We start from the raw sequence: 23679 nt of genomic DNA, 5'->3' as shown, positions 1-23679 counted from the left end.
CTTTCAGGAGCTTCCCAAGTTAATTGTATTTACCTGATAGGTAAGGCTTTTTTCAAATTCTTCAGGTCTGTCAGGATAGAACACGAATTTTCCATTTTCTGTTCTAGCTTCGACACAGGTGGAATGTTTCATCCTTCTTTCGGCTCTGGATAGGATCGCTGCATAGAAATAAACAGCTAATGTTATTTTTGAGATAACTAGGCCGGCCGTTGCTTCCAGTGGAGCATGAAGAGTTTGATACGTTTGAATTGATCGGAGCACATCATTACCATAGTATCCTATCACTCCTATTATGCACAGGTATACCACAACACGGAGCATGGGATTGATATTCCTGGTTCTGACATTCCTTATCTCTTTTATATCCAGGCTCACATGATCAAAAAATCGTCGGCGGATAATTATCTTACCGTTTGTGACATTTAGAGTGGTGCGGTCTTGCAGAATTAATATTACAATAGACAGGTACCATAGGAGATAAGCCAGTATTTCAAAGGTTGGGCTGAAAATACCTGCAATTAGGAAGAAGTACACAATTATCATTGGAATTATCAGAATCATCAGCAGGCTTTGGTCTTTGGGTATATCCACTCGAATGATCTCCTGACCATCATTTTTCATGCTTGTTCACCGTGGATCTCTTCAAGCCGTTCCTTTAAGAGTATGTATTTCTCATGATCTTCCGGGTAGAGTGTGATATCTCCTGGGTCCATATCGATCTTGATGGTCTTTGGATAACGGGACAAGGTATGATTTCTGTATAATATGACCATAGCCAATGATACCGGGAACAGACTTGTGAATATGTTAGTGGCACCTTCAAATCCATATGTTATTATTAACCTGTAGCTATTTTCCAATGGTATTATCATCAGTATCAGTATCGAGAATACAATAATTCCAAAATTCAGCTTTTTGTGTCTGTATATGCTATTGTCGGAACTGATGACATCAATTATTTTATCAGCATGTATCCTTGTTTTTCCGAAGAACGGTTTTTTTAAAGATATTATGTTGTTAGTGATCGAGATCTCATACCGTGTCTGCAAATATATGATTGTCAATATCATAGCATTGATCAGGAATACACTGGAATAGGTCCAGGTATTCCTGTACAAATGGTCGATAGTGGATACGATGAGAAAAACAACTATCATAGCTACCATTACGATCATTAATTGAAAGTCGACCATATGCAAGGGCACTTTCATCCTGAAAATATCATCTTTCTGATCCATTGCTATTTACCTGTGTATCTTTGTTCACCATTGTTCTGAACTCTTCAGGGTCCGGTGTGTAGATGTTATACTTTCTGTCGTTTGTACTGATCTCTAATACATCTGGAGTTCTGGATCTTTTATCCATAATGTAAAAAATAGTGCCAAGCAAAACAATTATCAATGTTCTGGACAGGAATAAAGTGACCATTGCTTCCGTTGTGTGATCATTTAGTATGGCTCTATGAATTCCACTATATGCATTATTTATGCTGTAGATCAGTAAAATGATCATGAGAATGTATGCTGGATATCTAATGGTGTGAAAAAAATTCTTTTTTACTTCAGTATGAATTATGTCTTTTTTACTTATTACCCGGGGACCAAAAAAAGCCCTGTTAATTATCATTTCGTTTTGTGTCAGCCCTATGTTAGTTCGATCCTGAAGTATCAACGCTATGTAGCTCAGATAAAAGACTGCATACTTCAATAACTCACAGGCAAAGCAGCGAGAACTTAAAGGAACCAGTATGAACAGTGCAATGTAGGGAAATAGAAAAATAATAGTCATACTCCAGTCTTTAGGTATATCCACCCGAATTAATTTGCCATTGCTCAGTTCTGTATCCATATTATGCAGACTCCTGTGATCTTCACATAAGCAGATCTCTTAATTCGGCTGGTTTGTGAGTATAGAACCTGAATTTATCTTTGCTGGTTCTTATCTCAAGAAATCCAGGATACCTGAATCTCTTTTCTGCATTGAAGAAGAAAATGGACCAAAAAAAGACTATAATGGAATGTGAAAGAACTGAAAATATCGTTTCTTCCATTGATATGTTTCTCAGCAGATCTCTCTGGATACCATTGTATGCAAAATAAAAATTAAGAGCCAAGCCAGCCAGCATGAAGGCATTGATGAAAATATAGTACTTTCGTGGGATATTGTCCCTGCCTTTTATTGTGTTAATATCTTCTTTCTCTATGACCATAGGTTTGAAAAGATATCTATGAACTATTATCGTTCTCTTGTCCACTTCAACGTTGGTAATATCCTGTAGAACGATCGCAAGCAGGCATAGATACCAGACGGATATGTAAGCTATGTCAAATATCAGTGTATCAACACCAAGAACCATCAGAGCGAACATCGAGATAAACGGAAGGATGATTGTCTGAGATCACCGATGATATCCACACTCATTTTTGCTTTGAAGCTCTCATTTTGGTGCATATTATCCATGTTGAACCATATCCTGTGCCTCGACTCTCTTTCTGAATTCTTCCGTTTCTTTCGGGTAGAAAAAGAAGTACTGTTTGTCAGTATCTATCCTCAGCACAGTAGAGTGTGGAAGTTTTTTCCACATACCAATGAAGACGACTATTATCAGAAAAACGAATATGGATCCTGACAGGATAACAAGTATCTCTCCTGTGAGAGTTCTTCCCTGTATTCCTTGCAGAATATCATGGAAGGAATTGTAAGCTAGGTACCCGGTCAATATCAATGAAAGTGAGTACAGTAGCCATCTGAAAGGATAGTTCGTGTTCTTTCTGATCTGCATATCATTTATGCTCTGCTTATCTATTATGAGAGGATGGAAAAGGGGTCTGTGAATGATTATCATGTAAGGTGTGACCTCTACTATGGTACGCTCTTTCAGCAGGAGGATAATAAAACCTGCATACCAGGTCAGATAGATAAGTATCTTGCATTCAGGTGAGCGGAAGCACAGGGCATACAGTATCAGGGTTGCCACTATCATGGCTACCATTACTTTCAGCATGGCAGTATCAAAGGAAACATCAACATGTATCTTTTGTTTGATATCGGGTCCGCTCTCTGTATCATCTGCTCTTTCCATATTCATCTGCATGTATTTGGTCTGGAAATTGGATAGGGGTGCAAGGCCATGTTCACTCTGATCACAAAGGGGGATGCTCATGACCTTGCTGTTGGTACATTGGGTTCCCACAAGACTCTCTATATTTATGCGGGGTTAATTACTAAATATTTATCAACTTATTAAGGATTTATGGCCAAAAGTTCCAACTGTTAGGTTGGCTGGAGAGTGGGTATCATAATACTATGGTCCCTCATAGGATCCCACTCTCCGTTGTCCCCACTCGACATCGTAAAAATATGAAAGACCTTATTTATTCATTATGGCCACCGATCTAACTATGTTCTTCCTTCAAAAAGGTCTGCAAATATCATCCCTACTCTTTGTACGTCACCGAATAGACATTGCATCGGTTCAAGCTTCCAGTTCCTCCTCTGCCTCCGTAGTGTTGATGAGAGTGACATTTTCACAAAAACTGCTGGAATTCCCACGAAGAGCAATTATACACTCTTTTCCATCTCTCACAATGGTTCCGATAAATCCTCCATGATTATCTTCTAAGAATTGTCCTTGTAGTACATATTCACCATTTTCATCCTGCACATTTACATAAGTTGTATATTTCCTAGTTGCACCTTCGTATCGTGTTAAAGTTGTAGTGCCCACTTTCTTCTCGATAGGTTTTGCACCATCAGGTACATTCCATCCACTGAACACTTTTCCTGCATTCCCTGACAACCTGACAGTTTCATTCTCTCCACCTATGGTGATAATTCCTTCAAGAATGACTGAATTGTTCTTGTCGACCGTACCTGAGAAATAAGCAGTTGCCGGGATCTCTGTGACATTCTCCGGATCAAATGGCTTATATATGCTCACTGTCTTCCCTTCTATGGGTACCATCAGGATACCGTCGTCAAGGACTGCAGTGACCTGTTTTTCATCTATGGCTGATGCTGGTGCATCTGTCCGGACACATCCTGATGGTGCTATGATAATCAGAATTAGTAGAATAATGACTGGAATATTATTGTTTCTCAACCTGATCCCTTCTCTTGAAACTCTGCTTTTGTATAGCTTATACAGCAATTACTTAGCAATTTATTAAGGAGTTATGGTCAGAAATTCCAACTGTATTGTCAGTATACTTTGTAAGAACCGATCGAACAATGAGATCAAAAAAGATAATTGGTACTATACGATCCCAAATATCAGTTACCGAATAGATACAGATAAAGTAAATTACCGGTCAACCACAAGGATGGAAAAACAAGAGCATTTTCAGGTGTTTTGTTCAAGTCACCTAACATTATCCACAAACCTCTGTATCTATGTGGTTTGTATTTCCTGAGATAAAATGGATAGAGTGCCAGAAATGTTAACGTGAAGGTGCTAAACAATACTGGTCCTATATCCATTATTTTGCCTGCCTTTTTCCTATTACTTTCATTCCGATGACAATCCCGATCCCTACGAGAATTCCAGTGCGTATGCCATTCATCAGATCATGATGCAGGTATCCCAGAAATGTACATACGATTAGAGCTGTTATTAAAAATAATAACTGTTCATTCTTCATGATTTTCTCCATCTTTCAGATTTTGAAGAGCAGATCTATTCTTTCATTCCGGTTGCATTGAGGTATGCATCTTCCAGTGAAAGTGAATTCTCAATGAGTTTGAAAACCTGTCCGCCATTTTCTACTATCAATTTGTTAAGTTCCGGTTTAACATCGACCTCAGAATTAACATAGATCTCCAGAATATTATTCTCTTTTATTTTTGTCTTCACGACATAATCCATGTTCTCTACCAGATCTACTATTTCAGGGGATATATTGTAGATCCCAACTGTGATTACTCCATTTGATTCAAGCCGTCGGATCTCCTCGATCGTACCCTCGGTGATAAGCTTTCCATTCTTCAGGATCCCTATATGGGTGCAGATCTCCTGCACTTCAAGAAGGTTATGGGATGAGACCAGTATTGTGATCCCATTCTCGTTGCACTCCTGGATGATCTGTTTGACCTGACGCACTCCAACAGGGTCAAGACCGTTCGTGGGTTCATCGAGAATGAGTATTTTCGGGTCGTTCAATAGTGCCTGTGCAATGCTTAATCTCTTTTTCATACCATGGGAAAATGAACCGACCTTCTTTGTCATCTCACTTTGAAGACCTACTCGTTCCAGTAAAAGATTTGATACTTCCTGTGCTTCGCTTTTGCTAAGACCTTTGAGACTGGCAAAATAATTCATCTGGCTGAGGGCAGTCCGTTCATCATAGAATTCAGAGTCCTGTGGGACCAGACCAAGGATATTTTTGATATTATCAGCTTCTGCGGACAGATCCATATTGTCAATAATTATCTGGCCTTCGTCTGGGATCGAAAGTCCTGACAGTATCTTTATGGTAGTTGTTTTCCCTGCACCATTCTGTCCCAGAAATCCGTAGATACTTCCTTTTTCCACATCAAAGGACAGATTATCCAGTACGTATCTGGGGCCGTATTTCTTGTACAGACCCTTTATGGAGATAGCAGCCGCCATTATAGGTCCCTCCTTTTGAATGTTAGTATATCGATGGATAAGGTTGCAACTATAAAGAGCAACATTGAGACCAGGTTCCTGATCATGTTAAAATAGTCAATTTCTCCGGTGGTATTTTTCATAGTTCCTGAGACTGCAAAAGCATAATATGGAGGAGTTAAATACCTCAAATACTCGTTGCCACCCTGCATAAAGAAGTATATGGTAATTCCCAGCAGTATTGCAGACATTGTGAATGCTATCTTGTTATTTTTCGACAGGGTCGAGACAAAGATGAAGATACTGATAAAACATCCAAGATACAGACTTGAGAATAACCAGAAAAGGATCATTCTTTCCAGATCAAAGGCATTTCCTGAGCTGTAAGTATATACCTGTCCCATGATAGCAACAATAAAAGTAAGGACTGCGAATATCAGGAACAAAGAACAGAATTTTCCAAGCATAAAAGATGCTCTGTCAATTTTTGAGATAATATATCTGACAGTTCCTTTCTCAACCTCGTTACTGATGCTGTCAAATGCTGTTACAAGTATGAAAAAAGGGCCGATGATCAGTATTATCATGAAAGAAATATAGGTGAAAGGAATTTTACCCGAATCTGAAAACAAGAATGCTAAAGATGTGCTGTAGTGCATTGCCAGAATACAAATGAATGCCAATGCACTGCTGAAAAACCATACATGCTTACTTTTTACCCCTCTTAATATCTCGTCCAGGGCAACAATTCTTATTTTTGATATATTCATGTTATCAGTCCGTTCTATTGTCACTGATGTTGCATGTGACAAATGCTGCAAATGATCCAACTATGGCATTGAATAAAAAATTCATAATTGCAAACCCAGTTAAAAGTGATGTGGCTGCAATACCTGCTTCTAATAAAAATTTTCCGTCTTTAGTGAATAATAACATCAAGACCCATGCAATTATGCTATATGTAAACACTGCTAAAAAAGTGTATTTTTGCGGGTCTTTATCTATTTTTATTCCCAGCACCATTCCTGTTATGATAGCAAGTAATATACCTGCCATCATTACACTTTTATTCAAGATGCTGGCAATTTCAAAAAATGCAAGTCCTGCGAATATCACTATTAGAAATATATGGTTATTTTTCATGCTTTTTTGTTGTCATTGATTTTGCTGTTACGCAATCTTAATTTCAAAGTTTATGTAGTGCTTTTCATTGATCTCACCTTTTGCTTTGTAAGCACTGCTAACTATAACTTTGTCTTATGTACTCTTGAGTTAGCATAACTTCCGACTTTTATATGAATTAAATATACATATTATGATGAAGTAGTCGTTTAGTTTTTTATTTAACTATTATGGCCAGAGTTCAAACTAAAAAAACTATAGTTCAATTTTTGATGCAAAAATAAGCGAAAAAGAAAATAGAAGGCTGATAGTCAATATCAGCCGATTTCATAAGATGCTACGAGCACTTCTCCTGTATTTGCATCAATACCAACAAGTCCCGGAAGACTTTCATCAAGCCCAAGGTTTGGATCTGTAAACTGCATCCACCATACCAGAAGGATTTCATCATTTTCATTAGATTTCCAGCTAAGTTTAGATTCAATTACTTCTGTAGTGCTTGAAACCTTCCCATCATATACTTGTTCTCCTATGAACTCTTTTAAGTAATCAATGGCTTCTTCCTCAGTTAGAATTGATTCATTGTCTACTGTGTACTTATTTTCGTTTAATACTTCCCAGTGTTCCCTATAACTTGAAACCTCGCCAGTTTCTGAATTTACGCTTATTGTCGCACCATCTGATATGAGAGGAACACCGTTAATTATCCTGATATATTTTATGTGGTAGAATCCCGGAAGGTCATCTGCATTTTCCCGATAATTAACATATTCCAGCATAATTTTATCTAACTGTTCATCTGTGAGCTTAGTTTCCATATATTTTTCAGCAATTTCAACAGCTTCATCTTCACTCACTTCACCATCAGAAAATGTCTCTTTTGAACCATCATAGACGAAGACCAAATTTCCATCATAAGCATCTATCCCAGCAAGTACGCTCCTATCATTGATGGCTTTTGATGTCAGTTGCCATATTATTTCAAAATCGTCATCATTAATAAGCTGTGCATTGATAGAATCAGCTTTCAGGGCTGGGTTTTCAGCTATCAATATATTTTTAGCCTCTTCCAAACTTACATTTACTTCCGTAGTGTTAGGATCAAGATATTTGGGATTTACTCTGTCCCCTCTTGTAGTAACTGTACATAGCAGAATTCCATCATAAGGGTCAATCGATGCTACAATACTTCCATTATAGATAGTTCTAGATGTCAATTGCCATATTATTCCAAATTCGCTATCGTTAATTAGTTCTCCATTTATGGAGTCATTATCTACTTCTGGATCTGCAGATATCAGTATCTCTTTTGCTTCTTCAAAAGTTATATTTACTTTTGTTGTATCAGGATAATTTGAATGGCTTGATCGTTCTTCTTTTGTTGTAACTATCCATTCATGTTCGGAAGCTATTAATCCTATAATTATCAGTGCAATTAGTAGTAAGGCTGCTATAAGAATGTGTTTACGATATGTATGCTTCATATTGAATATCCTTCTTCAATCCCTTTCATAAACAAATAATATAATCTCTCCAGAATGTGCATCTATCCATGTTGCTGCAGGAGAATCTTCGTTTGCAAATGTTGAATCTTTAAACCGTATCCACCATGCAAGGTGTATTGTTTGGTTATCGTCAAATTTCCAGACAAGAGAAGAAGAATTAATTTTAACGGTATCTGCTTTATCTTTCCCGATGAAAGGTTCATTTGCCATGTATTCTTTGAGTATTTCAGAAGCTTCATCTGATGAGATATCAGGCTCCGTGGAAACAACTACCACTTCATTTTCATCCATTGACCAGGTTTTACGGTAAGTTCTAACTTCACCTGTTCCTGAATTCACTCTCAGAAGGATTCCGTCTGAAAGAGAGGGGATTCCTTTTATTATTCGCACATAGCTTACGTAAAAAGTATTCGAGTCTGATTTTTTAATCTCTTCAAGTTCCAATTCATTTATACTATCTACTGAATTTCTTGTTGCTACATACTCATTTGCTATTTCTAAAGCATCATCATCATTTAAGTCAAGACTGCCTTTACCATCTTTAGAACTATCGTATAATTTTATGATGTCCCCACTTATAGCATCAATTGAAATGACAACAGCTTTTCCATTGGTTGTTATTCCATTAAGTTCCCATTCTAATCCATTCAAACTACCGGTTATTGAGTCGTCAACGATGTTCTCATTTTCATTTTTTAATATTTTTTTTGCTTCTTCCAAAGTTACATTTACCTCTGCTGTATTAGGATCAAAGTTATTTTTCTCACTTATTTCTCCTTTTGTAATCTCTATCCATAGCAGAGTTCCATCACCAGAGTCAATAACTCCTAGAACACTTCCATTATCACTGGTTTTTGATGTAAGTTGCCATATTATCCCATACTGACTGTCATTAATAAGCTCTCCATTTATGGAGTCACTATTTATTTCTGAATTTGAAGATATTAGTATCTCTTTTGCTTTTTCAAAAGTTACATTTACTTTTGTTGTGTCAGGATTAAGATAATTTGAATAGCTTGATTGTTCTTCTTTTGTTGAAACTATCCATTCATGTTCTGAAGCTATTGATCCTATAATTGTCAGTGCAACTAGTATTAAAACTGCTATGAGAATGTGTTTATGATTAACATGATTCATATTGAATATCACTTTTCAGTCTCTTGAATAAGCAAATAATAAAATATCGTCTCTGATCTATTATTATTCTTATTCTGCAGTTTCAACCATAAAAGGCTGATCAGAAACGCCTGTAATGTGTATGTAATCATGATACTCTGAATAAAGGTCTCCAATATATGTATTATTAGTATTATTATCCAAAGTTACTTCTATTCTATATGCACCCTCTTCCTTTTTGAGTCGAGCAGGATATATTTCATCACCAGGAGCCACTATATATGTTTCTTTGAATACGGACGTGTTGGTTGAATCAAAGATTTCGACTAAGACCTCATGTTTGATTTCGTCGTCGTTATGCAAAGAAAAACTGACATGATTTTCTATTACGTATTCATGGTCGGAGTAAATAGCATAAACGATTGTTCCCGCCATAATCAGCAAAATTAATCCGATTATAAGTTTTTTATTACTTGATATCATGTTTGATCCCCATAGCTGAAATTAAAGAGGAAGTAAAGTTACTTCCTCTGTTATCGAGCCACATCTATCATCTATTCTTATCTCAATTCGCTAATGCTCCTACTCAAATGCTGCTACTATGTTTTTTACCTCACGTATTGATCTTGCATTATCGTGGTCTGCATCACCATTGCCAGTAGATGTATTGGTGGAAAATTCGAATTGCATCCCTCCTAAATAACCAATTCCTTGGAATTGACTGTACATAATAGAATATCTATCCCATACCTGCAAGTAGGTCCATTGGGTGGCCTTCGCATAAATAGGAGTTTCATTATAGTCTTCATGATGTGCGTTGAATACATGACCGATTTCATGTGCTACTACCATAGATCTATCATCTAAATCTGCAGTATATGTTGAGTTACCAGGTGTCATCTGTGCTAATGCATATGCTTTATTAGGTGTAGTATCATATTTATACGCTTTTCCTATTACATTATCGTCAATTTCTTTTCCAGTGTATAAGAAAGCTATGTCACAGTTGTAATATTCTTTTACAAAATCATCCCTGTCCCTGAATTCGTTTAATAGGGCAGTCCCATTTGTCTCATCCAACCCTGTATCGCGAACCACGTGTGTAATATCCAAGTTAACACCAATATCAGATGAAGAATATACTTCATTCACAGTCTCCATCATGTCATATATTTCATTGCAACAGTCATCATAGTTTCCAAAGATATCTCTAAACTCTCCATCATATATTGCTAATAAATCTACAGTAGTAGCTGATTTAGTACTTTGTGTAGATATCATGCTACTTGCAATAGCTTGCGTGGATAATTCACCACTTGTAAAAGTATCACTTGTTTCAGTACTATCATAAACTAGGTCATCTGAACTAGGAAGAGTTCCACTAGGGGATACATCTACATTACTGTACACAACATTAACTGCTGTTTTTTTTCCATCTCTTTCGATATACCCTGCTCGTTCAATTATGTATTTTATGTCACCGATTTCCACCCTACCAACAAGTCCTGTGTCCGACACGGTAAAACGAGTCTTGCTTTCAGGATAGCCGACAACTTTTCCATTGTAGGTATATATTTCTGGCATTTCAATTTCATATAGGCCGGTTTCATTATGAATGGCGAGTGTATCTCCTTCATTAATATATATAGCAGGTTCTAACTCTAATTTGAAATCTTTCCCTGCTATCTCTATCGTAATTTCACCTGAATTCGCATCCTTTTGAAAAGCTATAGGGTCAACGGTTATAAAATCATATTTCTTTATTGAATCAAAGCTGCGTAAATTAAGTCTATCACTTTTATCAACACTAATTTTTTCGAAGTGTTCATTCAGTGTATCAGATTCTACAGATGCCTGTAAATTATCATTTGACGCTTCTACTGCTTCAGCACTTGCAGCCATCGAACAAATGATTGCTATTACAAAGCAAATAGCTATAGTTTGTTTATTTCTCATTGATTTCACCTTTTGTTTAGTCCCAAAAGGCAAGATCACGCAAACTTTGAGCATTACCAAAGTCAACCAGAACCTTGCCTTAGGGCGTTCCGGGGTACAAGCCGACTCTGCAAGTTTAGTTTGGACCCCACTCCACATTATTACTATGTGACATTGCAAAATTACTTGCTATTTTATTTAACAATTGTGGCCATCGTTAAAACGGAGTATGTAGAAAATATAATTTATGAGTAGATATTTAATACATACCTAATTTGTTTATTTCATAATTAGGCCCATAGATTACGTTTCTCACTTTGAATCTCTGTGTAAAATAACAGAGTGTGTTTCGTGACGTAGTATTTAAAAATTAGTTGGAATGATTGACCATAATCTATATATCGCATATTTACCTCTTTCAAAAAGAAGTTTATTATAATGTATTTGTAAATTATGTGATGGAAAGAATTCCATAGATTGTTATTCAGGTTAAGAAACTCTTTGAAAATAGTATGTATTATTTTTTGATTATATACCTTTGCTTTATTGTAAGTTCTGAAACTCATGCGACTCTTTAAGCTGGAAAGAGATATTCCTTCCAGAAAAGTGCATAATAAAAGTTCAGATGGAATACTTACTGTTTGAGATCTCCTCTTAAACTCGAATTCATATGGGTGAGTTGTACTATCTGTTTTATCATGATTTCAATCGATAAATTCATACGCTGTTAATGGGAAAAGCATCACGCAATAAAGATGAAAAGAACAGAATCGGATTATTTATCATTTATCTGATTTAGTTCACAGACTGTTTTTGTGGAAAGAAAAAGAGCAATGTTTGTGTCACTCAGATTAACAGAAATTCTACAAAGCCGAAATTTTAGCAAATCTTTTAACACAAACTCTTTAGGAACAACTATCAATATATCTTCCCTCATTAGATCATGCTTCTTCAATAATCTTGAGGAACAATTTTTGCAGAGTTAATTCCTGTTCTTCTAATAAAGATATAGTGCCTCCTGTCTTCGCTAATGCTTTTGCAATTTCAGCTCCATTTTTAAAATTAGAATGCACTTTCAGTGTAGGATATTGTATCTCAACCTCTTCTACACCGTCTACATCCTTTACAATTTCTACAGCTTCTGAAGGTATGATATCCTGAACTTCAAGTAGATAATGTACTCCTTCCTTTTCCCTTACCACACTTCTCAAATCTTCAACTGAGCCAACTGCCAGCAATTTACCTTTAGCAATAATTGCAATTCTGTCACAGATTTCTTCAACTTCTTCCATTGAGTGTGAACTCAAAAATACTGTCACACTTTTACTTTTATTTAGATTTTTTATTAGATTCCTCATCATTTGAGCACCAAGAGGATCGATCCCACTTGTAGGTTCATCAAGGAAAAGTACTGTTGGCTCATTGATTAGGGCTTGAGCAAGCCCAAAACGCTTTCGCATTCCCGTGGAAAAACCTCCTATCTTTTGGTCGATTGCACGCGACAGGCCAACTGTTTCAAGTAAGTTCTCGATTCTTTTCTCTCTTTCATTAGAATCTATATCATATAGCTTTGCATAAAAGCGTAAATTTTGTCTTGCAGTTAGGTAATCATAAAATCCAGCAGGTTCAGGTAAGACTCCTGTTTCTTCTCTGATGTTGATTATTTCATGCAATATGTCGTATTTTGCCACTTTTCCACTTCCAGATGTAGGTTCCAGTAAGCCTATAAGCATTTTCATAGTTGTTGTCTTACCTGCCCCGTTTGGTCCGACAAAACCAAAAACTTCACCTTTTTTTACTTTCAGATTCAGATTATCTACGGCGTGTATTTTCTTCTCTTTTCCGAATGATTTACTTAGATTGATGGTTTCTATAGCTAATTCCTTGGTTCTTTCCATAATTTGGCTTTGTTCCTGTTCTCTACTAATTATTTCCATGTTTATCGCCTTCCAAACTTACGTACAATTACTATTAACAAAAGTATAGAAACCACGACCATCCCTATCCCAATAAATCCTCCACTGTCTGACTTTTCCACTATTATCTCTACTCTTCCGTCTTGGCTTTGAGCGTCATCGCTAACAGCCCTCATTAGAAGGTCTTTAGTACCAGGACTTGCGTCCGCACGCGCGGTAATCTCTATTGAAGTATCCCACGACTCTCCTGGTTCAAGTTCATCAATTGTACCAAAGCTTCTTACTTCAGCGGTAATTCCTGTAACATCCTGTACTTTTAGATCAATATTTGTAAGTGTCTCATCACCATTATTCCTTAAAGTAACATAGATCTCCTTCGAAGAACCAGGATTGAGAACTAGACTGGATGTACTTTGTGATATGGTCAGCATTTCCTCAGTTTCTAAATTGTTATTGATTATCAGATTCAAATTCAGTGAAACGCCATTTCCTCCATTTTCCGGTACCGCTTGGACCTTGAATGAATATGTTCCATCTGTTAGATTTATAGATGGCTTCACTCCCATAAGAATATCATACTGAGAGTTTGCAGCTAATGACAGCGTTTTAAGTCTGAATTCTTCATCATCGATCTCCTGCAGGAATTCAACGCTCAAATTTTCCGATTTACCAATAGTATCCAGATTAACTGTTATCCTATGATCATACTTGTTTTCCAAGGTAAGGAGATATTTTACCGGATCATTTGATCGTGTTTCTATTCCAGGAGTACTTGAGTATATCTCAATGTTAGGTTCAGCTTTGGTATCTACAGTAATCGCAAATTCTCTAGAAATGATATCGCCATCATCTGGTTTGATATCTACCCATATGGAATAAATTCCATCTGATACGTTTTGAGGTGTTTTCACCTTCAAAACAACATCTACAGGGTCACTTTCATCCTCAGGAAAGAAGATGTTAGTTATCTGGTCATTATCTTCATAAAATCCAGCAGTCCACCCCTCAGGCTTACTTTTTACTAGCATGGTGCACCACGAATCATCAGTGCCATTGTACCCTTTCTCTATGGTTATAGGAAACTCAACAATATCTCCGGGGTAGACCACTTTCCCAGTGATTTGGTTTTTTACGCATACTGATGACCAGTCTGCACTTGCATATGAAGATGCTAATATAAGACAAAAAGTAACCCCAATAATCATATGTTTTATAGAAATCATGTTATCATTTTAAAGTGTAATATCTTTCCGCAGAAATGTAATGAAAGTTGCAACAAGAAGGATTATTGGAGTTATTATTAGTATTACAATATTTACCCAGAATTCGTTGAATATTTGAGTGAGTGTATACCGGGTATCAAAAAATCCATAAATGGCAGCTTTTGCATTAACTCCTCCAAAACCATAGTCTGCAGAGCCACCAATTGCTTGGGCATAATGGTGTATTGGTGACAGATTCAAAAGTTGCATTATCAGTACACTATCAACCGATGTCTGCTCAGTCAGTATAAAAACAGTAGTTTTAAGCAGTGAACCAAATAATACGCAAGTTGCAAGCCAGATTATTATGTTGTATATTAAAGCTTCTGAAGATGTTTTAACATTGATTGAAATAAAAACAGATATAAATAAATATATACAAGCATAAAGAAATGTAAATATAGTTAATATAAATATGCGTTCCAATTCCATATATTCAACTGCCCTCCCATAAAAAATGATTACTGCACCAGTAGATACTAAAACTGAAAATACGATTATGAAAGCTAACACCAGGATTGTTCCAACTATTTTTCCTGTAATGATGTTGTCCCTATACACTGGATGGGTCAGCAAGACGTTCAATGATCCTGATATTCTTTCCTTTACTACTGTATTAAAACCAAGAGCTATACCAATTAATGGAATAAACTGTGATATCATTTTAACATTTATACTGCTCAAAACTGTTGTTGCGGTTGTCATGGAGGCTGGGATGTATGTAGAAGCGAATATTATCACTGTACATATTGAAAGTATTATTAAGAAACCACTGTCATGAAGGTAGTCATTAGCTTCCTTTTTAGCAATCACGAATATGTTTTTGTTGTTCATTTAATTACCCCACATTACTCAAATCCTTACGCAAAAATACTATATATGTTATTATTGTCAAAAAAACAGGGCTAATTATCAATATTATAACATTCACTCCAAGTTCGTTCCACCACTGATGAAGGGTGTGTTTTGTATCAAATATACCATCTACCTCTGGTCTACCACTTGAAACTCCTGACCACCCAGGACTGGGGTTACCGGATACAGCCATTAAATAATGGTGAGAAGGAGATAATTGTTGCAAATTTGCATTCATAATCAAAAAATTATTATTGTCACTCAAGTCCAGAGGTTTTTCATCTGTTACAAAAGAAGCAGCTGTTGCCGCAATCATTCCAAAAGCAATACACAGTATTAGCCATGTTGCTATATTGTAAATTAGTGCATTTGTAGAATTATTTGTTATTATTGAACTGAACATCGCAAAGGAAATGAATATGGATAAATAAAAGTATGTAAGAATTGAAAAAATAAGCAGTCTACTAATGGCTAATGAATTTAATTCTAATCCTGAAGAAATCAATCTTGCTCCAATTACAGTGATAGTTGATATAAAAACAATAAGCGCCAATGTACCCATTGCACCTAGTGTTTTTCCTGCTACAATTGTATCCCTGTACACAGGATGTGTTAAAAGTACATTAAGAGCTCCACTATCCTTCTCCTTGCTTATTGCATCAAACCCAAGAACAACTCCTACGAGTGGAAGAAAAAGAGATATTATTTTTGCAACATCAAGAAACCCTCCCAATAAATCAGAATTTTGTGTTATTCCTGAAAGGTAAGTTCTGGAGAATATTGAGGATGTAATTATAACTATCAATGCCAATAATTTAGGACTCCATATATTATCTGCAAATTCTTTTTCTGAAATCACAAACACACTTTGCATTGTATTCATTCTGATCTCCCTATCTTTTTATATATTTATTAAAAGTAAGCTTGATTATAATCCATGAAAATATGATTGCAATGCCTATAATTAAAAAACAAGTATTGCGACTGAAGCCTGTGCTTTTTTTTTCAGCAGTTGTTTTTGTTGGGTCTGGTTCATTTTCTGGATTTTTTATTATAACTTCTGGGGTCGAGCTAATATTCATATTGTAATCTGTATGATCTTCTTGTTTTTGAAATCCCATAATTGTACTGCCCAAAAAAATGAAATCCCCGCTTGGAGATAAGCGAATGGTCTCAAATTCTTTTGTCACTATAGGTGTTTCCAATATCTGTTCACTATCCGGTTCAAAAATCTTCATTTTACCTTCTGAAACAAATAGTAAATTGTCATCTTTCCATGTGTAATATGTGATATTTTCAAAACAAAATTCTTTTAAATCATTAAACAAAAATAAGTCGTATGCATGGAAGTGGTTTTCAATTCGATTAAGAGTTGGATTCGAATTGGTGGCCAGAATATAATCATTGGGTCCAATACTTGCATAAAGATGCTGATTGCATGTAAATAGTTCTTTTGTGCTTCCACTATCTGATAACGAATCTAATTTATATGAATTCGAGTCCGGATTATGATGCATTAATAACAAATTTTCACTATCTGGATACCATTGAAATATTGCTGATGAAGGGGATTTATAAGATATAACTTTTAATGGACTCTTAGTATATTCTTCCATCACGTATATGTCATACAGGAGCGTACCTTCTTTTTCGGACCCTGTTATGGCATAAAAAAATAATTTTTTACTATCAGGACTCCATTGTTTACCATTTACCATGCCAGCAGTACTGGTCGAATAAATTGTATTAAGTCCTTTTTTTTCAATGTCTAATATAATAATTTCGTTTTGATCTTTTGTAAAGCTAATCTTGCTTCCATCAGGGGACCATGCTCCGTCGTCTAAGTATGTGTAATCATCATGTAAATCAAAACGAAGGCTACAATTATCATTAACATCATAAATACTTAGATTAGTACTCTGTTCAATAAAACTTATTTTATCTTCTTTAGGAGACCATTTGTTTTTCCATTTTTTAATTTTCTCTGGATCACAGTTTATTTTTCGAATAATGTCTAGATTTTCTGACATAACATAAAGTGTAGAAGAACTTTGTGTTGAACTCACTTTTGCTGTATTTGTTATTTCCAAATATGAAAAATAATCACCAGAGAAACTCCATTCAGGAGATGATATTGTGCTCCCATCAGCAGACGTGTATTCTTTCCAATTAACTCGTGTAATTTCAGAACAATTGACGTTTGTTATGTAGAGCGCATAAATACCGCTACCCCTAAAGGCTCCCTTGCTTTTTTGATGTGCACTCATATATACGTAAATCAACATATGCTTTTCATCAAGACTCCATAATGTGGTAAACAATGGGGCATTGTCAATAATAAGACCATTAGAATCTACTAAACTCATAACATCTTTTCCGATTGTTTGATTTAAATCAGCAATGGCAGTGATGTTTATTTCCAATTCCTCATTTGCAGCAGTAGATTGGGACATGCTACATAATGTAATTAATATCAATGTTGAAATTACGAGCTTATTCATTCGATCCTCTATCTAAAAGTCAATTCACCATTATAAAAAAAGTAGGAAAGATTCTGCATTTTAATCCTTCCATCCAAATTTTATTCTTAGAATAGCGGACTATTCCTTGCAACCAAGTATTTATAAGAAAACTGTGTTCCTGCTTCAACATAAATACGAGGCAGTGGGTCTGATGTAACACTTGTTTCTTGGTCATCATTAGAATTAGGCAGATGTATCTCTATATCTCCCTGACCGTCGTCATGCAAGTCCAAGAAACCACCTGCATCTGTAAATGATTCTTGTATGTCAACATAAATTGTATCACCATTGCCAACTTCCTCAAAAACATACCAGTCATCTGCACTGTAAGTACCTCGAATCATTTCAAAATCTCCGTCTGCAACCTCTATTTCTTCTGCGGTCGCATACGATCCCCCTCCTGATGCAGATGCTGTTCCAACGGCTATCAACATTACTAACATCGAAATTCCTATCTTTGCAATTATGCTAGTTTTCATTTTGTTCTTACCTCATTTCGAATTACTCCTGAGGCAAGATCACGCAAACCTTAAACACTATCAAAGCCAACTATAACCTTGCCTTAGGGCGTTTCGGGGTTCAAGCCGACTCTGCAAGTTTAGTTTGGACCCCACTCCACATTATTTCAATGCGTCATCATAAAATTATTTTGATAACTATTTAAGTATTATGGCCTTTGATTTAACTGTGTACTTATATTATCATAATAATTGTTATAAAAATAATACTGGTACTTTCATCTTATTAATTAATAGTGTCGTATGATGCCGGTTGTAGACATTTGTGATATTTTAGTGTTTTATATTAATATTTTAGGGCGTAGCCACGATCTTTCAGTTGGAACATTGGCCATAACTCATAAATACAATATTTAGAATCATCAATCTATAGACTAGTCTAAATGTAGTACGTTTATACATGTCTGGATGAAATATCAATTGATATCTATCCGGTGTTCAGGGGGGTCACGAATACTTGGCACGAAGTACAAACAATATACTGAAAGCAGTATGCACCTTGCTTATACTTTTATGCTTATGCTTTACGGCTAGTGCTGAGTATGTGATAGTTCCCTATTCAGAAGACCTGGATATTCCTGAAGAGCTTATCAATAGTGATGGGTGTGATTCCAATCTTACATTCTGGGAACTGCCTTTGTACTTCAAAATGCTAACATTAGGAGCTCTCTTTTCTTTCTGGTCCTTGAGCCTTGTAAAGTTCCTCCCTCTTCTGCTGGGAAAGATACATCTCAGCAAAGGAGGGGATGATAACAGGCAGAAGATCCTCTCTTATGTTTCTGAAAACCCGGGATGTTCGGAGGGCGATGTTCTTGAGGCTCTGAATATGAAAAGAGGTACATTCAGGTACCATGTGGGAAAACTGGAATTAGCTAACATGGTATCTCCTTTGAGGAATGGAAGATACACCAGATATTTCAGATATGACCTGTCAAAGGATCACAGGAACATATTCCTTGATATCAATATGAAGAACGACACACGTAAGAACGTTCTTGAGACCATCTTTGAGGAACCGGGAGTTACAGGTAAGGACCTGTCTTCAAAGCTTGGTGTTGACAAAAGTACCATTCACTGGCATGTTAACAGGCTGGACGAAGAGAACGTCATTCGCACAGAACGACACGGAAAGTTCAAGAGATACTATCCGGAAACAAATTCAAGAACAGGATATGATAGCAATATTGCAGTATTCTCTGAATGATCATTCAGTTAGTTCTTCCACTGTCCACACCTTTTCCAGCAGGTCAAGTCTGCCGGTCCTTTCAAGTTTACAGTAGATAAGCTCCCAGACGCAGTCCTTTTCAGGGTCAACCTCACACTTCCCATCAATAGCTCCTCCACATGGACCGTTCAGAAGTTGTTTCGGACATTGTCCTTTCGGGCAGATCCCGCCAAAATAGTAGACCGTACAATCCCCGCACATGGCACAGAGCTCAGGGACAACCTCTCCCTGTGATCTTCCTCCCAGGGACTCGGTGTTGTTAGATGGGTATACAGGCAGGTCGGCCACACTGGACACAATAGATACACCACTGCCACATGCCATTACAAGAACGGTCTTTGCATCCTTGATAGCAGGGTTCTTTTCAATAAGTGAATCAAAGGATACCACACTACATGCAGCACTTGGGATAACCCAGCCAACGACATGTTTCCCTGCCTCTTCAAGACGTTCGCACATCTCTATTACTTCGGGCTCGCCACCAAGGTGCTGTTTTGCAGCACATGCATTACATCCTACAACGAAGATATCATCTTCATCTTTCAATAGTTCAAGTATCTCTTCAAAGGGCTTTGCAGATGAGATTATCATAGTTCCCTCAGGTAGCCATGCTCCACATCCATGTCATTCTCAAGGGCTTCTGCTATCATCTCTGCGATAAGAGGAAGGTTGCGGGCCTGGAATGAGAGCTTGTATACCAGTTTCTCAAATTGTAGTACAGTACCTATAATGAGCACATCGGTCTTCTCTGTTTCGTGGGATACTGCATCACGTTCAAGGGCTGCATCTCCACCCCTAGCCAGTATCTCCTGCTTGATTATCAGAGCCTCAGTAGTTGTGATATTGTTCACACGCACTACTTTGCTAACGGTCTTGTTCTTCATGACCTTTGCACCTGTGCCGGTCACGCCCATGCTCTTCATAAGATACTCTGCATCATCAGGGTGAACTATGTCAGTTACAGTAACTTCAAAATCTCCATCCTTTACAAATGGTTGTCTTCTTCTCATGGCAGCTGCCACTTCAACGACATCCTTTGTCTCAGGGATATCATGGGTCCTTATCATGTGTGCACCCTTGTGAACCACAATAGCGGTTGCAGCAAGGCTTCCATAAAGCCTTTCACTTGCAGGTTTATGCAGGACTGCATCGATACATGATTTTCTTGATACGGCAGCAAGTATAGGTTTCTCGAAAACTCTGAGGCTCTCGAACTGGTCGATGGTCTCAAAATCAAAGATAGGGTCCTTTTCAGCTATCCATTTACCGATCGCCGGATCGAGGATGAGTTTGTCAGTGTCTATTCCCTTAGCATCGGCCTTGCTGATTATGTCTGCAAGTGATCGCATGATGGCGTCCATGCCTAAGGGGTCACCTGGAACTTCTTCCGATGCCATTACAACTGCAGGACAATCATAGTCAGCCACGATATCGATCATCTCAGGGTTGGTTGTAAAACCCGATACGTCGTTTATGATATCTGCACCATGCTTCAGGGATTCTTTTGCAACACTGGAATAAACAGTATCCACAGAGATGAGTGCATCCACATTGTCCTTCAGTATGTCAAGTGCAGGGATCATGCGGTTTCGTTCTTCTTCCTCACCAATGACCGGACTTGCAAGGGGCCATGTGGAACGTGCTCCTATGTCAAGTATGGTCGCACCATCATCCACCATCTTTTGTGCTACATTGAGAAGAGAATCGTTACTAACAACAGAACCTTTGTAAAAGGATTCTTTGCTCAGGTTGATAACACCCATTAATCTTACGGGGTGCTCGTCGCCAACCTTCAAACCGCATATATCAACATCAACAACCATTATTCAACCTGGTAGTATTAATTCAGGGTTAGATACGTTCAAATGAACAGGAACGTCAAACAAAATAGTATTTGGTTAATAAAATATAAATGTGCTTATCAGCTATTCTTAGCTGCCATAAGCACGTGTTCCATAAGGATGGCAATGGTCATCGGACCTACGCCTCCGGGAACGGGGGTTATGAGTGAAGCCTTCTTCACAACATTATCGTAATCAACATCACCGTATATCTTGCCGTCTTCTTCGGAGATACCAACGTCAAAGATAACCGCACCTTCCTTCACCATATCTGCTTTGATAAGGTGTTTGACACCTGTTCCGACAACAATGATGTCAGCTTCAAGGGTGAATTTTGTCAGGTCATCGGTGAAAACGTGACATACGGAAACAGTCGCATTCCTGTTTATGAGCATTGCAGCCATGGGTTTTCCAACAACATTGCTGTGTCCAACAATAACTGCGTGCTTGCCCTGAACACTTACCTCGTACTCTTCAAGTGCTCTGATAACACCTTTTGGGGTACATGGTACAAGACCTTCCTCACCGATCAGGAGCTTACCCATGTTGTACGGGTGGAATCCATCAGCATCTTTTGCAGGGTCGATGGCAAGCATTGCGGACTTATCATCAAGGTGTCCCGGAAGAGGTAACTGGAGGAGGATACCATGTATGTCCTCTCTCGCATTCAATTCCCGGATACGCTGCATGAGCTCTTCCTGTGTGGTGGTCTCAGGCATATTGTGGTCCTCTGCATGTATGCCGACCCTTTCGCATGCCTTATGCTTGAGGCGTACATACATCTTTGATGCAGGGTCCTCACCGACAAGTATGGTTGCAAGTCCGGGAGTTATTCCTTTCTCTGCCTTAAGCTCATCGATCTCCTGCTTAACCTGCTCTTCCACTTTCTTTGACAGGCTCCTGCCGTCTATCTTCCTGGAATCGTAGTTCTCTTCTGCCATTGTTCAAACACCCTGTGCTACTTCACTATACAGGATAGTTCCGGTTATTTATTTGTATATCGGGAATCCGCTGCAAAGCTGTTCTACATCGGAGTTGATGCCATGGAGCACTGTATCATCGTTGAGGTTGTTGACTACCTCTGCAATGTATCCAGCGATCTCTTTCATCTGGGCTTCCTTCATTCCTCTGGTAGTTGCAGCAGGAGTACCGATCCTTATTCCGCTTGTGATGAACGGACTTCTTGTTTCGAATGGGATGGTGTTCTTGTTAAGGACAATACCTGACTTGCTCATTCCAGCTTCAGCTTCCTTTCCTGTGATGTCGAACTTGTTAAGGTTCAGGAGCATTACGTGGTTGTCGGTTCCACCGGATACGATATCAAAGCCATTGTTCTCAAGTTCGCTTGCAAGAGCAGCTGCGTTCTTTACGGTCTGGAACTGGTCTGCCTTGAACTCCTCGCTCAATGCTTCCTTGAATGCAACAGCCTTTGCTGCTATTATGTGCATGAGAGGTCCGCCCTGTATTCCAGGGAACACTGCCTTGTTCAGTTCCTTTGCGTACTCTTCCTTGCACATTACCATTCCACCCCTTGGACCTCTGAGGGTCTTGTGGGTTGTGGTTGTGACAAAATCAGCGTATGGCACAGGACTTGGATGTGCACCTGCAGCTACAAGACCTGCAATGTGTGCGATATCTGCAAGAAGGTATGCTCCTACTTCATCAGCGATGTCCTTGAATGCCTTGAAATCGAGTGTCTTTGAGTATGCTGAAGCACCGCAGACGATCATCTGTGGCTTGTTCTCCTTTGCCATTTTCATAAGTGTATCGTAGTCAAGAGCTTCTGTCTCTTTGTCGACACCATATGGTACTATATTATAGAGCTGTCCTGCAAAGTTAACAGGGCTTCCGTGTGAAAGGTGTCCTCCGTGTGAGAGGTCCATTGACATAATGGTGTCCCCTGGCTTGAGAACTGAGAAATAACATGCCATGTTTGATCCGGAACCTGAGTGTGGCTGGACGTTCACATGTTCTGCACCGAAGATCTCCTTTGCTCTCTCAATGGCAAGGTCCTCTGCGATATCCACGAATTCGCAGCCACCATAGTAGCGCTTTCCTGAATATCCTTCAGCGTATTTGTTTGTCATGACAGAGCCCTGTGCTTCCATTACGGCACGGCTTGCATAGTTCTCTGATGCGATCAGGTTCAACTTGTAATCCTGGCGGTTTGCTTCCAGCCTGAGGGCCTCTGCAATATCCGGGTCAATTTCTGAGATGTAAGACATTGTTATCAACCGTTAGATTCGATATCGATATGTTTTTGGATTCCTGGATA

At 37.9% G+C, this 23679-nt stretch carries 25 protein-coding genes; 1 reads left to right on the top strand and 24 read right to left on the bottom strand.

What is annotated here, in order from left to right; translation table 11 throughout:
• Window positions 1-3 precede the first annotated feature (3 nt).
• The 20 genes from BM008_RS07500 to BM008_RS07400 form a co-directional block, all read right to left on the bottom strand.
• On the bottom strand, window positions 4-621 hold the full coding sequence (locus tag BM008_RS07500) for a hypothetical protein (RefSeq protein ID WP_091935543.1): 618 nt from the start codon (window positions 619-621) through the stop codon (window positions 4-6).
• Window positions 618-1238, bottom strand: a complete 621-nt coding sequence (locus BM008_RS07495; protein WP_091935540.1) for a hypothetical protein — start codon at window positions 1236-1238, stop codon at window positions 618-620. Before BM008_RS07495 ends, BM008_RS07500 begins: the two co-directional genes overlap by 4 nt.
• On the bottom strand, window positions 1222-1848 hold the full coding sequence (locus tag BM008_RS07490; RefSeq protein WP_091935538.1) for a hypothetical protein: 627 nt from the start codon (window positions 1846-1848) through the stop codon (window positions 1222-1224). The genes BM008_RS07495 and BM008_RS07490 overlap by 17 nt, the downstream gene beginning before the upstream one ends.
• Before the next feature lie 22 nt (window positions 1849-1870).
• Window positions 1871-2368 (bottom strand): hypothetical protein, encoded by a 498-nt coding sequence (locus BM008_RS07485; RefSeq protein ID WP_091935535.1) that lies wholly within the window; start codon window positions 2366-2368, stop codon window positions 1871-1873.
• 84 nt (window positions 2369-2452) lie between these two features.
• A complete protein-coding gene (locus BM008_RS07480; protein ID WP_143072308.1) occupies window positions 2453-3193 on the bottom strand; it encodes a hypothetical protein in 741 nt (246 codons plus the stop codon).
• A gap of 282 nt (window positions 3194-3475) precedes the next feature.
• Window positions 3476-4102, bottom strand: a complete 627-nt coding sequence (locus BM008_RS07475; RefSeq protein WP_091935529.1) for a hypothetical protein — start codon at window positions 4100-4102, stop codon at window positions 3476-3478.
• 376 nt (window positions 4103-4478) lie between these two features.
• Window positions 4479-4640, bottom strand: a complete 162-nt coding sequence (locus BM008_RS14890; protein ID WP_177188007.1) for a hypothetical protein — start codon at window positions 4638-4640, stop codon at window positions 4479-4481.
• A gap of 35 nt (window positions 4641-4675) precedes the next feature.
• Complete coding sequence (locus tag BM008_RS07465; protein WP_091935524.1) at window positions 4676-5608, bottom strand: ABC transporter ATP-binding protein; 933 nt, start codon at window positions 5606-5608, stop codon at window positions 4676-4678.
• On the bottom strand, window positions 5608-6357 hold the full coding sequence (locus BM008_RS07460; RefSeq protein ID WP_091935522.1) for an ABC transporter permease: 750 nt from the start codon (window positions 6355-6357) through the stop codon (window positions 5608-5610). Before BM008_RS07460 ends, BM008_RS07465 begins: the two co-directional genes overlap by 1 nt.
• A 4-nt stretch (window positions 6358-6361) precedes the next feature.
• Window positions 6362-6730 carry a hypothetical protein gene (locus tag BM008_RS07455; protein WP_091935520.1) on the bottom strand — a complete coding sequence of 123 codons (369 nt, stop codon included), beginning with the start codon at window positions 6728-6730 and terminating at the stop codon, window positions 6362-6364.
• A 296-nt stretch (window positions 6731-7026) separates the two neighbouring features.
• A complete protein-coding gene (locus tag BM008_RS07450; protein WP_091935517.1) occupies window positions 7027-8193 on the bottom strand; it encodes a YcdB/YcdC domain-containing protein in 1167 nt (388 codons plus the stop codon).
• A 15-nt stretch (window positions 8194-8208) separates the two neighbouring features.
• Window positions 8209-9351, bottom strand: coding sequence for a YcdB/YcdC domain-containing protein (locus BM008_RS07445; protein WP_245747960.1), 1143 nt, complete (start codon window positions 9349-9351; stop codon window positions 8209-8211).
• A 69-nt stretch (window positions 9352-9420) separates the two neighbouring features.
• A complete protein-coding gene (locus BM008_RS07440) occupies window positions 9421-9813 on the bottom strand; it encodes a hypothetical protein (protein ID WP_091935514.1) in 393 nt (130 codons plus the stop codon).
• A 99-nt stretch (window positions 9814-9912) separates the two neighbouring features.
• Window positions 9913-11286 carry a M12 family metallo-peptidase gene (locus BM008_RS07435; RefSeq protein ID WP_177188006.1) on the bottom strand — a complete coding sequence of 458 codons (1374 nt, stop codon included), beginning with the start codon at window positions 11284-11286 and terminating at the stop codon, window positions 9913-9915.
• Between the two features lie 920 nt (window positions 11287-12206).
• Window positions 12207-13202, bottom strand: a complete 996-nt coding sequence (locus BM008_RS07425; protein WP_023845101.1) for an ABC transporter ATP-binding protein — start codon at window positions 13200-13202, stop codon at window positions 12207-12209.
• A 2-nt stretch (window positions 13203-13204) separates the two neighbouring features.
• On the bottom strand, window positions 13205-14404 hold the full coding sequence (locus BM008_RS07420) for a COG1470 family protein (RefSeq protein WP_091935506.1): 1200 nt from the start codon (window positions 14402-14404) through the stop codon (window positions 13205-13207).
• A 9-nt stretch (window positions 14405-14413) separates the two neighbouring features.
• Window positions 14414-15277: an ABC transporter permease gene (locus BM008_RS07415; protein ID WP_091935503.1), complete on the bottom strand. Its 864-nt coding sequence runs from the start codon at window positions 15275-15277 to the stop codon at window positions 14414-14416.
• Between the two features lie 4 nt (window positions 15278-15281).
• Window positions 15282-16181: an ABC transporter permease gene (locus tag BM008_RS07410; protein ID WP_023845098.1), complete on the bottom strand. Its 900-nt coding sequence runs from the start codon at window positions 16179-16181 to the stop codon at window positions 15282-15284.
• A 10-nt stretch (window positions 16182-16191) separates the two neighbouring features.
• Window positions 16192-17799 (bottom strand): TolB family protein, encoded by a 1608-nt coding sequence (locus tag BM008_RS07405; RefSeq protein ID WP_091935500.1) that lies wholly within the window; start codon window positions 17797-17799, stop codon window positions 16192-16194.
• A gap of 86 nt (window positions 17800-17885) precedes the next feature.
• Window positions 17886-18299, bottom strand: a complete 414-nt coding sequence (locus BM008_RS07400) for a hypothetical protein (protein WP_023845096.1) — start codon at window positions 18297-18299, stop codon at window positions 17886-17888.
• A 496-nt stretch (window positions 18300-18795) separates the two neighbouring features.
• On the opposite strand from BM008_RS07400, the gene BM008_RS07395 reads away from it, so the two are divergent.
• Window positions 18796-19542, top strand: a complete 747-nt coding sequence (locus BM008_RS07395; RefSeq protein ID WP_143072307.1) for a winged helix-turn-helix transcriptional regulator — start codon at window positions 18796-18798, stop codon at window positions 19540-19542.
• Here the strand turns inward: BM008_RS07395 and BM008_RS07390 are convergent, their stop codons facing one another.
• The 4 genes from BM008_RS07390 to glyA form a co-directional block, all read right to left on the bottom strand.
• On the bottom strand, window positions 19543-20154 hold the full coding sequence (locus tag BM008_RS07390) for a methylenetetrahydrofolate reductase C-terminal domain-containing protein (RefSeq protein ID WP_091935495.1): 612 nt from the start codon (window positions 20152-20154) through the stop codon (window positions 19543-19545).
• A complete protein-coding gene (folP, locus tag BM008_RS07385) occupies window positions 20151-21386 on the bottom strand; it encodes a dihydropteroate synthase (RefSeq protein WP_091935492.1) in 1236 nt (411 codons plus the stop codon). Before folP ends, BM008_RS07390 begins: the two co-directional genes overlap by 4 nt.
• 98 nt (window positions 21387-21484) lie before the next feature.
• The gene (gene folD / locus BM008_RS07380; protein WP_091935489.1) at window positions 21485-22345 is read right to left on the bottom strand and encodes a bifunctional methylenetetrahydrofolate dehydrogenase/methenyltetrahydrofolate cyclohydrolase FolD; all 861 of its coding nucleotides are present in this window, start codon (window positions 22343-22345) and stop codon (window positions 21485-21487) included.
• Between the two features lie 48 nt (window positions 22346-22393).
• Window positions 22394-23629, bottom strand: a complete 1236-nt coding sequence (gene glyA / locus BM008_RS07375; protein ID WP_091935487.1) for a serine hydroxymethyltransferase — start codon at window positions 23627-23629, stop codon at window positions 22394-22396.
• Window positions 23630-23679 lie beyond the last annotated feature (50 nt).

Origin of the sequence: Methanolobus profundi (assembly GCF_900114835.1) — an archaeon.
Lineage (GTDB): Archaea > Halobacteriota > Methanosarcinia > Methanosarcinales > Methanosarcinaceae > Methanolobus > Methanolobus profundi.
Note: the sequence above shows the minus strand (reverse complement) of the source record. Positions and strands in the feature narration are given on the sequence as shown.